Below are 11,874 nucleotides of genomic sequence, written 5' to 3' on the forward strand. Positions count from 1 at the left end.
CTGGCATGACCAAGGCGAGAAGTGAGCTGGCGGAGTCGGTCGCGCAGTGGTACGACCGGCTTGTCGACGAGGATCCGGGGAAACTCGTCGAGGGCGCCACGGACGATCTCAACTACCACATGGGTTACTGGGACTCGCCGCAGGACGACGCCTCGCTGGAGGAGGCGGCGGAGCGCCTCACCGAGGTGTCGATCGAGCAGCTCGGGGCGCGGGCGACCGACCGGGTGCTCGACGTCGGCTCAGGGCTCGGCCACCCGGCGATCCGGCTGCACCGGGCCACCGGCGCGTCCGTCGTCGGGGTCTCCATCAGCGAGAAGCAGGTCATCAGGGCGAACGAGCGATCCGCCGCCGCCGGGCTCGCCGGGCAGGTCTCCTTCGAGCACGCGGACGCCGCGGACCTCCCGTTCGAGGCCGACTCGTTCGACGCCGCGTGGGCGCTGGAGTCCATCATCCACGTGCCCGACCGGGCCCGGGTCTTCGCCGAGATCGCCCGGGTCGTCCGGCCGGGCGGGCGCATCGTGGTGACGGACGTCTTCGAACGGGAACCCGTCGCGCCCGAGGACCTCGCCGACGCCGAAAGCTTCTGGGCCCGGCAGTCCTTCGGCCCGCGCATCCGCCTGGACGACTATCCGGTTCTGCTCCGGGGCGCCGGTCTGCGGCTGCTGGAGCTGCGGGACATCACCGTGAACGTCATCCCGAAGACGTCCACCCTGATCACCGAGCGGGCGGTGGCGGCGAAGGAGTACCTCGACGAGTACTTCGAGAACGGCGTTCCGAAGGAGTTCTCCGCGGACGGTCTCGACTTCGGCAGGTTCCGCTGGCTGGGCTATCTGATCGCGGTCGCCGAGCTCCCGGCGGGCCGGGACTGATTTCGGGCGGCGCATGGGTGGACGGTTCGGCGGGAGGTGGCGAGTACCGGCCCCTGGAGAGTCTCCGGGGGCCGGCGACGGACGCGGACGCCACGTGTCGTCCCCGGCCGTCGTGCCGGGCGGGTGCCTTTTCCCCGCTGCTGGCGGAGGCGGGTCGGCAGAAGGGCCGGGTCAGAAGGGCCCGCGGAAGGCCGCGGCGCTGTCCTCCAGCGGCACGAGCTCCCGGCGCCGCTCTCCCAGCAGGTCCAGGCAGGCCCGCGCGATCGTGTTGGCGTTCGGGTGCCATGCGTTCTCCAACGGCATCGAGACCGGCGCCGGGCTGTCCGGAGGAGTGACCCGGCGCACCGGGGCGCGCAGCACCTCGGGAACGTTCTCCGCGATCACCGCCGCCACCTCCGCGGCGAACCCGTACCGGGCCCAGCTCGTGTCGGCGACGACCACGCGGCCGGTCCTGGCCACCGACTCGCAGATGATCCGCTCGTCCAGCGGGCGGATGCTGCGCACGTCGACGACCTCGACCTCGATGCCCTCCTGCTCGGCGAGCAGCCGCGCCGCCCGCTCGGCCTCGTACACCATCAGCGACGTGGCCACCACCGTCACATCCCGGCCTGGGCGGGCGAGGCGCCCGACGCCGAACGCGATCCCGACGGGCTCCTCGGGGATCTCGCCGGCCAGCGGGTACAGGCTGCGATGCTCCAGCAGCACCACCGGGTTGTCTCCGCGCAGCGCCTCGACCAGCAGACCCTTGGCGTCGGCGGGGGACGCGGGCGCGGCGACGTGGAGGCCGGGATAGTGGCCGAAGGTGGCGTGCGGGCTCTGCGAGTGCGTGGCGCCCTGCCCCCACCCCGCCCCACCACCGCGCGGGTCACCACCGGCACGCCGCCGTCGTTCCCGTACATGTAGCGCCATTTGGCGGCGAGGTTCACCAGCGCGTCGGATGCGAGGAACAGGAAGTCCGCGCGGATGTGCACGACCAGTGGGCGCAGTCCGGCCGCCGCGAGCCCCACCGCGATGCCGGTGCAGCTGTTCTCGGAGTTCGGGACGTCGACGACCCGCGCGCCGCCGAAACGCTCGAAGGCGGCCTTCGTCGTGCCGAACGTGCCCTTGTGGTCGTCGACGCCCTCTCCGAGCACGATCACGGACGGATCCGAGGCCATGCACTGGACCGTCGCCTCGCTGACGGCCTCCTGGTAGGTGAGCGTCCGCACCGGGCGTCCTCGTGAAGTCATCGGTGGTCGACTCCGTGGCCGTTGTGATCGTGGTCGCGGGCGTGGTGACCGGGCCCGTAGGCACCGTCGAGCAGCGACGCGAGGGAGGGCCACGGCGCGGCCCTGGCCAGCCGGACGGCCTCGTGCAGCTCGGCGCGGAACCGGGAGTCCCATTCGCCGACCCGCTCGGCGATGTCCGGCACCATGGGCTCGGCCGCCGCGGTGGCCCGGCGGATCGGGCACCCCGCCATCCAGGCGTCGATCTCCTCCCGGCTCCGGTAGCCGTGATCATGGTCCCATCCCGGTCCGGCGTGCTCGCGCCACCGGTAGGTGCGCAGCTCCAGGAAGGCCGGCCCGCCGCCGTCGCGCGCCCGTTCCGCAGCCTCGCCCGCGGCGGCGTGCACCGCCGAGACGTCGTTGCCGTCGACGTCGCGCGACCACACACCGTAGGCGGCGACCCGCTCGCTGATCGTGGTGGCTGTCGGCTGGCGCACCCGCAGCGGCGAGGAGACCGAGTAGAGGTTGTTCTCGCAGACGAAGACGACCGGGACCCGGTGCACCGCGGCGAAGTTCACCGACTCGTGGAACGTGCCCTCCTCGACCGCCCCGTCACCGAAGAAGGTCACCGCCACCCGGTTCTGGCCGGTCAGCGCGAAGGCCCAGGCCGCCCCGACCGCGACCGGGATCATCTCGGCGAGGATCGCGGCCGAGCCGTCGAAGCCCACGGCCCGGTCGACCAGGTGCATGGAGCCGCCACGGCCGCGCGCGCAGCCGGTCTGCCTGCCGTGCAGCTCGGCGACCATCGCCCGCAGATCGCCACCCTTCGCCAGGTAGGGCGCGTGCGAGCGGTGCCCGGCGTAGACGACGTCGGTGGGGCGCAGGGCCGCGCACACACCGACGGCGGTCGCCTCCTGCCCGATCGAGAAGTGGGCCGGCGTCCGCATCTCCTGCTCGTCGCGGTACAGCTCGGCGAGCTCCTCCTCCACGCACCGGATCCGCACCATGTCGCGGATCATCCGAGCTGCCGCCTGGCCGTTCTGGCGCGTCACGCCGTGCCACTCCTCGCCGTCGCATGCGGGCTGTGCGGGTGGGCGGCCTGGCCGCGCGGGTCAGGAGTGGCGCAGATACGCCTCGAGCCGGTCCGCGGCGCGGACGGCACCGCCGCCCGACCGGATGCGTTCGCGCAGGTCCGCCAGGCGAAGTCGGACGGCCTCGTCGTTCACCAGCGTCTCCACCTCGGCGAGCACCCGTGCTCCGTCCAGCTCCTCGTGCGGGACCACCGTGGCGACGCCCAGCCCGCGCGCCGTGTCGGCGGAGGGCAGGTAGTCGGGCCCGGCCGGGACGATGACCGACGGTGTGGCCGTGTACAGCGCCTCGAACAGGGAGCCGTTGCCGCCATGGGTCACGAACGCCCGGGCATGCGCCAACACGCTGATGTTGGACACCCATCGGTGGATCTCGACGTTCGGCGCGAGGTGGCCGAGCCGGTCGACGTCGTCCTGCGGGAGGTTGTCGCCGACGGTGGCGACGAGGTGCCACGGCTGGTCGACGAAGGCCTCGGCGACGGTGCGGAAGAAGTGCAGCTTGTCGTTGTGCACACCGCCGATGGAGGCGAGGACGACCGGCAGGTTCGACGCCGGTGGCTGCCAGACACCGAGGAAGTTCCGGTTCTCCACGCTGGGCCCGACGAAGACGACCTGGCTGGGGTCGAAGGTCTCGTGGGCCGGCTGGAACCAGGGCGGTACGAAGGAGATGGTGAACTCGGCGACCCGTCGCCTCGTCCACAGGAAGTCCGGTAGCTGGTCCGCGAGCCCGAAAGCCGCCAGCGCTTCGGCGATCTCCTCGGTCGGGTCGGTCAGTCGGAAGCTGGGTACGAACTGCGCCACGTGGTCGAAGTACGAGTAGTGGTCGTTGGAGAGGGTGCTCACCGTGAGCAGCACTCCGGGTAGATCCCAGGTGCGGGCCAGGATCCGGCCGGCCTGGAAGGCGGCCTCGTCGTAGGCGACGGCGTCCGGCCGATCTGGTCCGAGATGCTCCTGGGCCGCGCGCAGAATGTCGAGGTTCTCGCGGAAGAACGCCTTCTGCGGGGCCGCGAGATCGCCGCCCCTGAGGCTGGTCAGCGGATCCTTCGACGGATAGCCGATGACCTCCGCGCCGGTGCCGCGAACCCGGTCGGTCAGATGATCGGCGACGACGTAGCTCACCCGGTTGCCCCGCTGGACGAGCTCGCTGACGATACCTAGCTTGGGCAGGATGTGCGCATTCGACGGAATGTCAAGTACCAGGACGTGAAAGGGCACCGCAATGGTCCGTTCTGCCGGATTGACAGCCGTCGGCTGGCCCGCTCCCCGGATGGGGCGGGCAGCGAGCACAAGGACGGGCCGGGAGTGCGGAACCATCGTCACCGACCCCCCGTCGCGCTCCAACCCGTAGGACACCCCTGTCCGGGTGGGGCCGCCGGCTCCGATTCGGGTGCCCGGGTGCCCGGGTGCGTGGGTGCGTGGGTGCGTGGGTGCGTGGTCGTCCTGCGCGCCGCTGGGCGCGAGCGTCCGGCAACGCGCGAACGGCCCGTTCCTCGCGCCCGGAGGGGGACGGGGGAGGAACGGGCCGGTACCCGGCGGAGCGGGGAGTCAGTAGCCGATGACCTCGCGGACCAGGACCACCGTGCCGCGCTCCGGGAACGCCTCGCGCTCGAGGATCAGGATGCGGCCGATGAACGAGCCCTGGTTGTAGAGTTCCTGCAACCGCTGGTCTTCGCGGGGCAGGCTGTAGGTGCGCAACCGGCGCAGTCCGGTCTCGAGGTCCGCGACGATCTTCTGCGCACCGACGACCCAGTAGGCCAGCTTGGCTCCGGAGGCGTAGGGGGCGAACTGGCTGCCACTGGCGGAGGCGACGAGCAGGCGTCCGTCCTCGGTCACCGCGTGGACGCTGCCGACGACGACCTCCGGGGTGGCCCCGAGCCGGATCGTCTTCCACACGTCGTCCGCGGACGGCGGGCCGGCCTGGGCGCGCACGGAGACGTAGTCACCCGAGGTGTCGATGTCCGCGGTGATCCCCGAGAGCTCCAGCGTCTGGCTGGACGCGGTGAAGATCTCGCGGTCGCGGGGGAGGAGCTGGCCGAGCAGGGTCCGGGCGTCGGCCGCGGTGTCGACGATGTGGACGACGAAGCCGTTGTCCCGCAGTGCGGCGGCCGCGCGGTTCAGGGCCGCCTCGTCGGCGGGTACGGAAAAGGCCTCGTCGAGGACGGGTGCTTCGACAGTCATGTCTGATCTCTCTGTGGATGGGTCGGCGTTCCGAGTGGAGGCCAGTCATATTCTCGACAATGATGAAGCTGCTCCGGAAGACGGCACTTTTTTCTGCCTTGGTTACCTGGAGGGAACTGTGACGACTGGCGCCGCCGACGAGACCGACCACCACCGGATCGCGACCGTCCTGGCCGCCCGTGGCGAGGATGCCTGCCATGTGCGGGAGGTACTGGACCGCATCGGTGACAAGTGGTCGATAGCGGTCGTGCACAAGCTGGCCGACAGTCCGCGGCGATTCTCTGAGCTGCGCCGGGACATTCCCGGCATCAGCCAGCGAATGCTGACCGCGGCGCTGCGTGGCCTGGAACGGGACGGATTCGTCGACCGGACCGTGCATGCGTCGGTGCCACCCCGGGTGGACTACGCCCTCACCCCGCTGGGACGTGCCCTGTTGGACAGCACCTGGCCGCTGATGAACTGGGTCCTGGGGCACACCGACGACATCAGGGACGCCCGCCGGGAGTACGACGCCCGGTGAATCCAGGCGAGGTCGACCCGCGGTGCTTCAGGCGTGCGCCGGCGGAGCCCGGCCGCCGTCTGGTGGCCAGGGCCACCTGGCAACAAGACTAGACAAAACGGGCGCAGGGTTGTTTGGCAATCCGCAAGAGTTGAGGATTTTGGTGTCAGAACGACCGCGATCCTCAACTCTTGCCAGGCAGCAATCGCAGCCGGTAGTGGTCGAGCTGGTGGGCCGAGCAGGGGCTCACACCGGCGGCCGGGCGGTGGGCATCCGGCGCAGCGTGTCCAGGACGACGGACTCCGGGACGTCGCGGACGAGCTCGGGGCCGCGCGGGCCGTCCAGCACGAACGTGAGCCCGGTCTGGACGGACTTCTTGTCCAGCAGCATCAGCCGGACGAGCATCCCGAGGTCCACCCCGGTGGGCAGGGCAGTCGGCAGGCCGTAGCCGGCGACGACGGTGTGGTGCTCCTCGACCCGCGCCGGGCCGCGGGGGCTTTCGACGCTAGCCGCGCGAAAGCCCCGGGTTCGGCGCGTGCCGGCGATCTGGGGTGTTTGCGGGGTATGCCGCGGGGACGCCGGTGGCCGGGCTCGGTTGGGCACGCAGCAGCCGGAGCACCTCCGGCGGGGTGAGCGGGATCCTCGTCACGGCCTCGGGTCCCACGATGCCGGGGAGCGATGGAAACGCGAGCGTCCCGCCCGCGCCCGTCCCGGCGGGCGTTCGGGCGGGCGTTCGGGCGGGTGGCGGACCGGGCCGATGGGCGAGCGCGTCGGCGACCGCGTTCGCGATCGCCGCCGTCCCGCCGATCACACCGCCCTCCCCGGCTCCCTTCACGTCCCCGCCGCCGCGGCCGGCCGCGGGAGGTGCCGGCGCCTGGGCGTGCGCGACCCACACATCCGCCGGCATGCTGCTCACGGTGGGCAGCGGGTAGCCGGCGGCGCCGGCCAGGGGGAACCCGTCGTCGGTGTAGGGCAGCTCCTCGAACAGCGCGTTGCCGATCGCGAAGCCGATGCCCCCGTGGACCTGACCCGCCAGCATCATCGGGTTGAGGACGGTGCCGCAGTCGTCGAACGCGCGGTGGCGCAGCGCGGTGACGACGCCCGTGCCCGGGTCGACCTCGACGACCGACACATGCACGCCGTAGCCGAAGGGAATGCCGGCCGGACGGAACTCCGCCTCGGCGGCCAGCTCGCCCGTCCCGGTCGTCGGGCCGGCCGCCTGTGCCACCGACGCCCAGTCCAGCGCCGCGCCGGTGCCGTCGGTGCGGCCGAACCCGTGCTCGGTGAGCGCGACAGCCGACGCCGGCACGCCGAGCAGGCGCGCGGCGACCGGGACCGCGCGCTCGACCAGGGCCCGCGCGGCGAGCCGCACCGCGCCGCCACCCACCGCCGCCGACCGGCTGGCCATGGTGCCCGCGCCCCACCGCAGCCGGTCAGTGTCACCGAGCCGCACCACCACGTCGTCGAGCGGGATCCGCAGCTCGTCCGCGACGATCTGGGCGAGCATCGTCTCGTGCCCCTGGCCGCTGGGCGCGAGCCCGGCGGCCACCTCCACGACGCCGTACTCGTCGACCCGCAGCCGGGCCAGCTCCGGCTTGCCGTCGCCGCTGGGCTCGACGAACATGCCGAGACCGACGCCGAACAGCGGGCCGGCCGGGTCGCTCGCCCGCCGCTGTGCCTGCTCCCGCCGCAGGTCCCGGTAGCCCACCAGGTCCAGTGCCCGGCGCAGCAGCCCCGGGTAGTCCCCGCTGTCGTGGGGCGGCCAGGGCATCGAGCCCTGCGTGAGATGCAGCGTCGTCCGCGGGCCGTACGGGAGTTCGTCCGGCCCGATCAGGTTGCGCAGCCGGACCTCGGCCGGGTCCACACCGACCTGGGCGGCGACCAGGTCGACGATCCGTTCCATGACGAACGTCGCCGGGGCGGCGCCGACGCCGCGGAACGGGCCCGCGGGGGTCTTGTTGGTGAACACCGCCAGGGACTCGGCGGCGTAGGCGGGAACGCGGTAGAGGCCGGGTACCGCCGCGGGCGTGGCGATCGCCTCGACGGCCGCGTTGGTGAACGAGTAGGCGCCGATGTCGCTCGCCATGCGGTCGCGGATCGCGAGGATCCGGCCGGACGCGTCGTGCCCGACCTCGACGTCGTGGTGCTGGTCGCGTCCATGCACCGTCGCGACGGTGTGCTCGGCGCGGTCCTCGACCCACCCGACGGGCCTGCCCAGCAGCCGGCTGAGCCAGGCGACCACGAACTCCTCGGGATACGGCTGCATCTTCGTGCCGAACGCCCCGCCGACATCCGGCAGCACCACCCGCACCGCGTCCGCGGGCAGCCCCAGCGCCGCCGCGACGGCGTCCCGCATCCCATGCGGTATCTGGGTGGGGGTCCAGACGGTGAGCCGCCCCGCGGCGCGGTCCCAGTCGGCGACGACGCCGCGGGTCTCCATCGGGGCGCCGGCCTGCCGGGCGATCGAGAGGCGCACGGAAAAGGTGAGCGGCGCCGCGGCAAGCGCCGCCGTCACGTCGCCGCGTACCGCTCGGACGACCTGCTCGACGTTGTCGCCCCATCCGGGGGCGCTGCCGCGTCCTGCACTGTCGTCCCGCGCAGCGCCGTCGTCCCCCCGCGCGGGCGTCCCGGGAGGTCCACCGGGCTGGTCGGCGGCCCGCGGGTGCAGCGTCGGCGCCCCCGGCCGCAGGGCCGCGTCGAGGTCGGCCACGACGGGCAGCGGCGCGTAGTCGACCCGCACCAGGTCGGCGAGGTCCTCGGCGGCGTAGCGGTCGGCGGCGACCACCACCGCGACCGGTTCGCCCACATAGCGAACACGGTCGGTCGCGAGCGCCGGCTGCGCGGTGGGCAGCCCCGGCACCGGGCCGCTGGCGCTGGGCAGCAACGGCGGCCCGCCGGGGAAGTCGGCGGCGCTCAGCACCGCCACCGCCCGTCGATCGCCCCGTGCCGCGCTGACGTCCACCGCGCGCAGCAGTGCGTGCGGCTCGGTGCTTCGCACGAACACGGCCTGCGCCTGTCCTGGCAGCCGCAGGTCCGCGACGAACCGTCCGCGCCCACGCAGCAGCCGGTCGTCCTCACGCCGCCGCGCCGGCGTCCCCACCACGGTGGGACGGCCGCCGGTCTCGCCCCGGGTGCCGGCGGCGGAGCGCGTCACGCCGGCGGTACCGGCATCGGGTCGCAGGGTCGTCAAGACCGCTCACTCGGTGCCGGGCCGATCAGGGACTCGGCGGCGCGCAGGATGTTGACGTAGCCGGTGCACCGGCACAGGTGCCCGTCGAGCGCGGCGACGAGGTCGTCGCGGCCCGGCGGGGCCGGCAGATCCAGCAGGTGACGCAGCGTCAGGACGATGCCGGGCGTGCAGAAGCCGCACTGCAGTCCGTGGTGCTCGCGCAGCGCCGACTGCACCCGGTCGAGCGTGCCGTCCGCCGCCACGCCCTCGACCGTGGTGACCTCGGCCCCGTCAGCCTGCACCGCGAGCACCAGGCACCCGCGTACCGGCTCGCCCGAGAGCAGGACGGTGCAACTGCCGCACCGGCCCTGCTCGCAGCCCAGGTGCGTGCCGGTCAGGCCGAGGTGCTCGCGCAGGAGGTCGGCCAGGCTCAGCCGGGCGGGGACGTCGAGCCGGTGCCGGGTGCCGTTGACGGTGACCTCGACCGGATGCTCGCTCACCGCGCCGCCACCAGGGCCCGGTCGATGGCCCGGTGCACGAGCTCCCCGGCGACCTCGCGGCAGTAGTCGCCGCCGTCGGCGCCCGCCCCGGCCGCCCCGTTCGTTCCGCTCGCCCCGTTCGTGCCGCCCTCACCATCGGGCAGTTCGGCGTCCGCGGCCCGGGCCGCGTCGAGGTCCTCGCGGGTGAGCAGGGCGATCAGGGCCGGATCGAGTGGACCGCCGTCGAGGACGGCCCGTTCCGCGCGCCGGGCCCGCACGGGCCGTGCCGCGACACCGAACAGCGCGATCCGGGCGGCGGCGACGGTGCCGTCGGCCCGGCGGGCGACGGTGGCGAGCGCTCCGCAGAGGGCGACGGTGGCGCGCGGTGCGACCTCGACGCACGCGCCGCCCACCGCGAGGTCGCCGGTGTCGTCGGTGCCGCCGCCGGCGTCGCCGGGGGTGCCTGTGGGCACCGCGGGCGACGGCGTGGTCGTGGCCGACGGGATCTCCACCGCGACGGCGACCTCGTCGGGGGCGAGCGCCGTGCGGCCGGGCCCGAGGTAGAACGCGTCCGCGCCGATCCGGCGGTCGCCGCGTGGGCCGCGCGCGTGCACCACGCCATCCAGCGCGACCAGCAGGGCGGGCAGTTCGGCGGCCGGGTCGGCGTGCGCCAGGCCGCCGACGAGGGTGCCGCGGGTCCGGGTCTGCGGGTGCCCGACGCGCCGGATCGTCTCGGCGAGCAGCGGGCACTCGCCCGCGAGCGCGTGGTCCCGCTCGATCTGGCGCTGGGTCACCCGGGCGCCGATGAACAGGGTTGCCTGCGAGGTCCGGTCGATCCGGTCCAGGCCCGGCACCGCCCGCAGGTCGACCAGCAGCGGTGGGCGCAGCGCGCGCCGGGCCAGTGCCGGCAGCAGGCTCTGCCCGCCGGCGAGCACCCGGGCGCCGGGCTGCTCTGCCAGCGCCGTCACCACATCGTCCAGCGTGGCCGGGCTGCGGTAGTCGAACGGCGCCGGCTTCATCCGGCGCACCCGTCCCGGCGGGGACGCGCTGCCGCACGCGGACCGGCGGCGCGCGCACCGCCCGGCGGCGCCGGCTCGTCGCGGTTGATCGACATGCTCGGACCTTCCCTCGTCGGACGAAGCGCCTGCGGCTACCGTCCACCGCGAAGATCGTCCGAACGACCCCTAAGGGCCCCCATTTCGGCGGCTGCCGCGGACTGCCCCGGTGGCCGGTCCAGCGGGGAAGGGGTCACGCCTGTCTCCCGGGGACAGCGGCCATCCCCTGAGGTATCCCTGTTACACCCCTATGACACGGATGTTACGGGCATACCGCGCTGACCTGCGGTAATGCGCTCCGATGGGCGCACGGTTCTCGGTGGGTGGGTGCGGCCGGGCGACGATGAGGCCGCTCGCCGCCCAGCAAGCGCCCGTCGTCCAGCCCGCCGGATCCGGTTTGCGGGTATGACCGGCGTGGACGACCACCAGGGGTCAGCAATGGTATTGGTTGAACGAGACAGCGAACTCCGTCAGCTCGACCGGCTTCTGGAGGAATGCTTCGACGGAAGGGGCAGGGTCGCGCTCATCGAGGGGGCGACCGGCAGCGGCAAGACCGAGCTGCTACGTTACGCCGCCGCCCGCGCTCAGAACGCCGGCATGATGGTCCGAAGCGCGAACTGCGCGAGTTCCGAAGCGGTTCTTCGGTTCGGGGTGGTGAACCAGCTTCTCTACGGGGCTGGGATTCCGGCGGAGACGACGCAGCGGATCCTGCGGCGGCCCCTGGCCGAGGACCCGGAGACCGACGGCGCGGCTGATCTCGCGCACGTCCTGCACGAGCTGGGTCTGATTCTGCTCGACCTCAGCGCACGGCAGCCGCTGCTGATCACGGTGGATGATGTGCAGTACGCCGACGAGCTGTCGCTGGCCGCGCTGTTGCACCTCGTGCGCCGGCTCGATTCCGCCCGGATCGTGGTGCTGCTCGCCGGCAGCCTCGCCTCCCGGCCGCTGGACGTCCCGTTCCGGGTCGGGCTCACGAGGTCGCCCGGATTCCGGTCCCTACGGCTGGCGCCGTTGTCCCTGACCGGTGCCACGGAGCTCGTGGCACGGCAGTCGGACGAGGTGACGGCCCGCCGGCTCGCGCCGGCGCTGCACGAGGCCACCGCCGGCAACCCGCTGCTGCTCACGGCCCTCACCGAGGACTTCCGCGAGGTGGGCGGCGCACGGACCGAGGGTTTCGGACTGGCGCTGCTGGCCTGCCTGCACCGCGGTGAGCCGATCCTGATCGAGCTGGCTCGCGCGTTGGCGGTGCTGGAGGCACCGATGCCGCACCCGCGCGCGGTCGACCTGCCGGCGGTGCCGCCGGCCCCGGCCGGCGGCGGCCTGGCGGACGGG

At 73.4% G+C, this 11,874-nt stretch carries 11 protein-coding genes and 1 pseudogene; 3 read left to right on the top strand and 9 right to left on the bottom strand.

What is annotated here, in order from left to right:
• Positions 1–5 precede the first annotated feature (5 nt).
• A complete protein-coding gene (locus tag FREUN1FDRAFT_RS19985; RefSeq protein ID WP_006541970.1) occupies positions 6–869 on the top strand; it encodes a cyclopropane-fatty-acyl-phospholipid synthase family protein in 864 nt (287 codons plus the stop codon).
• Between the two features lie 171 nt (positions 870–1,040).
• On the opposite strand, the gene FREUN1FDRAFT_RS19990 is transcribed toward FREUN1FDRAFT_RS19985, so the two are convergent.
• From FREUN1FDRAFT_RS19990 to FREUN1FDRAFT_RS20005, 5 genes and pseudogenes are all read right to left on the bottom strand, one after another.
• A complete protein-coding gene (locus FREUN1FDRAFT_RS19990; RefSeq protein ID WP_006541971.1) occupies positions 1,041–1,778 on the bottom strand; it encodes a transketolase C-terminal domain-containing protein in 738 nt (245 codons plus the stop codon).
• A gap of 44 nt (positions 1,779–1,822) precedes the next feature.
• Positions 1,823–2,098 (bottom strand): annotated as a pseudogene (locus FREUN1FDRAFT_RS48100) (alpha-ketoacid dehydrogenase subunit beta); the annotation flags it as partial.
• Complete coding sequence (locus FREUN1FDRAFT_RS19995; protein WP_006541973.1) at positions 2,095–3,126, bottom strand: thiamine pyrophosphate-dependent dehydrogenase E1 component subunit alpha; 1,032 nt, start codon at positions 3,124–3,126, stop codon at positions 2,095–2,097. The gene FREUN1FDRAFT_RS19995 and the pseudogene FREUN1FDRAFT_RS48100, both read right to left, overlap by 4 nt.
• A gap of 60 nt (positions 3,127–3,186) precedes the next feature.
• Positions 3,187–4,377: a macrolide family glycosyltransferase gene (locus FREUN1FDRAFT_RS20000; protein WP_035952509.1), complete on the bottom strand. Its 1,191-nt coding sequence runs from the start codon at positions 4,375–4,377 to the stop codon at positions 3,187–3,189.
• 330 nt (positions 4,378–4,707) lie between these two features.
• Positions 4,708–5,340, bottom strand: coding sequence for an LUD domain-containing protein (locus tag FREUN1FDRAFT_RS20005; RefSeq protein WP_006541975.1), 633 nt, complete (start codon positions 5,338–5,340; stop codon positions 4,708–4,710).
• 118 nt (positions 5,341–5,458) lie between these two features.
• Between FREUN1FDRAFT_RS20005 and FREUN1FDRAFT_RS20010 the strand changes: the two genes are divergently transcribed.
• Positions 5,459–5,860 (top strand): helix-turn-helix domain-containing protein, encoded by a 402-nt coding sequence (locus tag FREUN1FDRAFT_RS20010; protein WP_006541976.1) that lies wholly within the window; start codon positions 5,459–5,461, stop codon positions 5,858–5,860.
• 225 nt (positions 5,861–6,085) lie between these two features.
• On the opposite strand, the gene FREUN1FDRAFT_RS44025 is transcribed toward FREUN1FDRAFT_RS20010, so the two are convergent.
• The 4 genes from FREUN1FDRAFT_RS44025 to FREUN1FDRAFT_RS20025 form a co-directional block, all read right to left on the bottom strand.
• Positions 6,086–6,244 carry a hypothetical protein gene (locus FREUN1FDRAFT_RS44025; protein WP_006541977.1) on the bottom strand — a complete coding sequence of 53 codons (159 nt, stop codon included), beginning with the start codon at positions 6,242–6,244 and terminating at the stop codon, positions 6,086–6,088.
• Between the two features lie 100 nt (positions 6,245–6,344).
• A complete protein-coding gene (locus FREUN1FDRAFT_RS20015; RefSeq protein WP_006541978.1) occupies positions 6,345–9,029 on the bottom strand; it encodes a xanthine dehydrogenase family protein molybdopterin-binding subunit in 2,685 nt (894 codons plus the stop codon).
• Positions 9,026–9,508 (bottom strand): (2Fe-2S)-binding protein, encoded by a 483-nt coding sequence (locus FREUN1FDRAFT_RS20020; protein ID WP_006541979.1) that lies wholly within the window; start codon positions 9,506–9,508, stop codon positions 9,026–9,028. The genes FREUN1FDRAFT_RS20015 and FREUN1FDRAFT_RS20020 overlap by 4 nt, the downstream gene beginning before the upstream one ends.
• Entirely contained in the window at positions 9,505–10,506 is a 1,002-nt protein-coding gene (locus FREUN1FDRAFT_RS20025; RefSeq protein WP_006541980.1) for a xanthine dehydrogenase family protein subunit M, read from the bottom strand. The genes FREUN1FDRAFT_RS20020 and FREUN1FDRAFT_RS20025 overlap by 4 nt, the downstream gene beginning before the upstream one ends.
• Positions 10,507–10,947: 441 nt before the next feature.
• Here FREUN1FDRAFT_RS20025 and FREUN1FDRAFT_RS20030 point away from each other — a divergent pair.
• A partial coding sequence (locus FREUN1FDRAFT_RS20030; protein WP_255348220.1) for an ATP-binding protein occupies positions 10,948–11,874 on the top strand: 927 nt, incomplete at its 3' end.

Origin of the sequence: Parafrankia sp. EUN1f, from assembly GCF_000177675.1 — a bacterium.
GTDB lineage: Bacteria > Actinomycetota > Actinomycetes > Frankiales > Frankiaceae > Parafrankia.

What these genes read in the sequence shown, in the direction of transcription:
- FREUN1FDRAFT_RS19985 (WP_006541970.1), top strand. Translation starts at nt 6, where the DNA reads ATGACCAAGGCGAGAAGTGAGCTGGCGGAGTCGGTCGCGCAGTGGTAC.
- FREUN1FDRAFT_RS19990 (WP_006541971.1), bottom strand. Translation starts at nt 1,778, where the DNA reads ATGGCGCTACATGTACGGGAACGACGGCGGCGTGCCGGTGGTGACCCG.
- FREUN1FDRAFT_RS20025 (WP_006541980.1), bottom strand. Translation starts at nt 10,506, where the DNA reads ATGAAGCCGGCGCCGTTCGACTACCGCAGCCCGGCCACGCTGGACGAT.
- FREUN1FDRAFT_RS20005 (WP_006541975.1), bottom strand. Translation starts at nt 5,340, where the DNA reads ATGACTGTCGAAGCACCCGTCCTCGACGAGGCCTTTTCCGTACCCGCC.
- FREUN1FDRAFT_RS44025 (WP_006541977.1), bottom strand. Translation starts at nt 6,244, where the DNA reads ATGCTCGTCCGGCTGATGCTGCTGGACAAGAAGTCCGTCCAGACCGGG.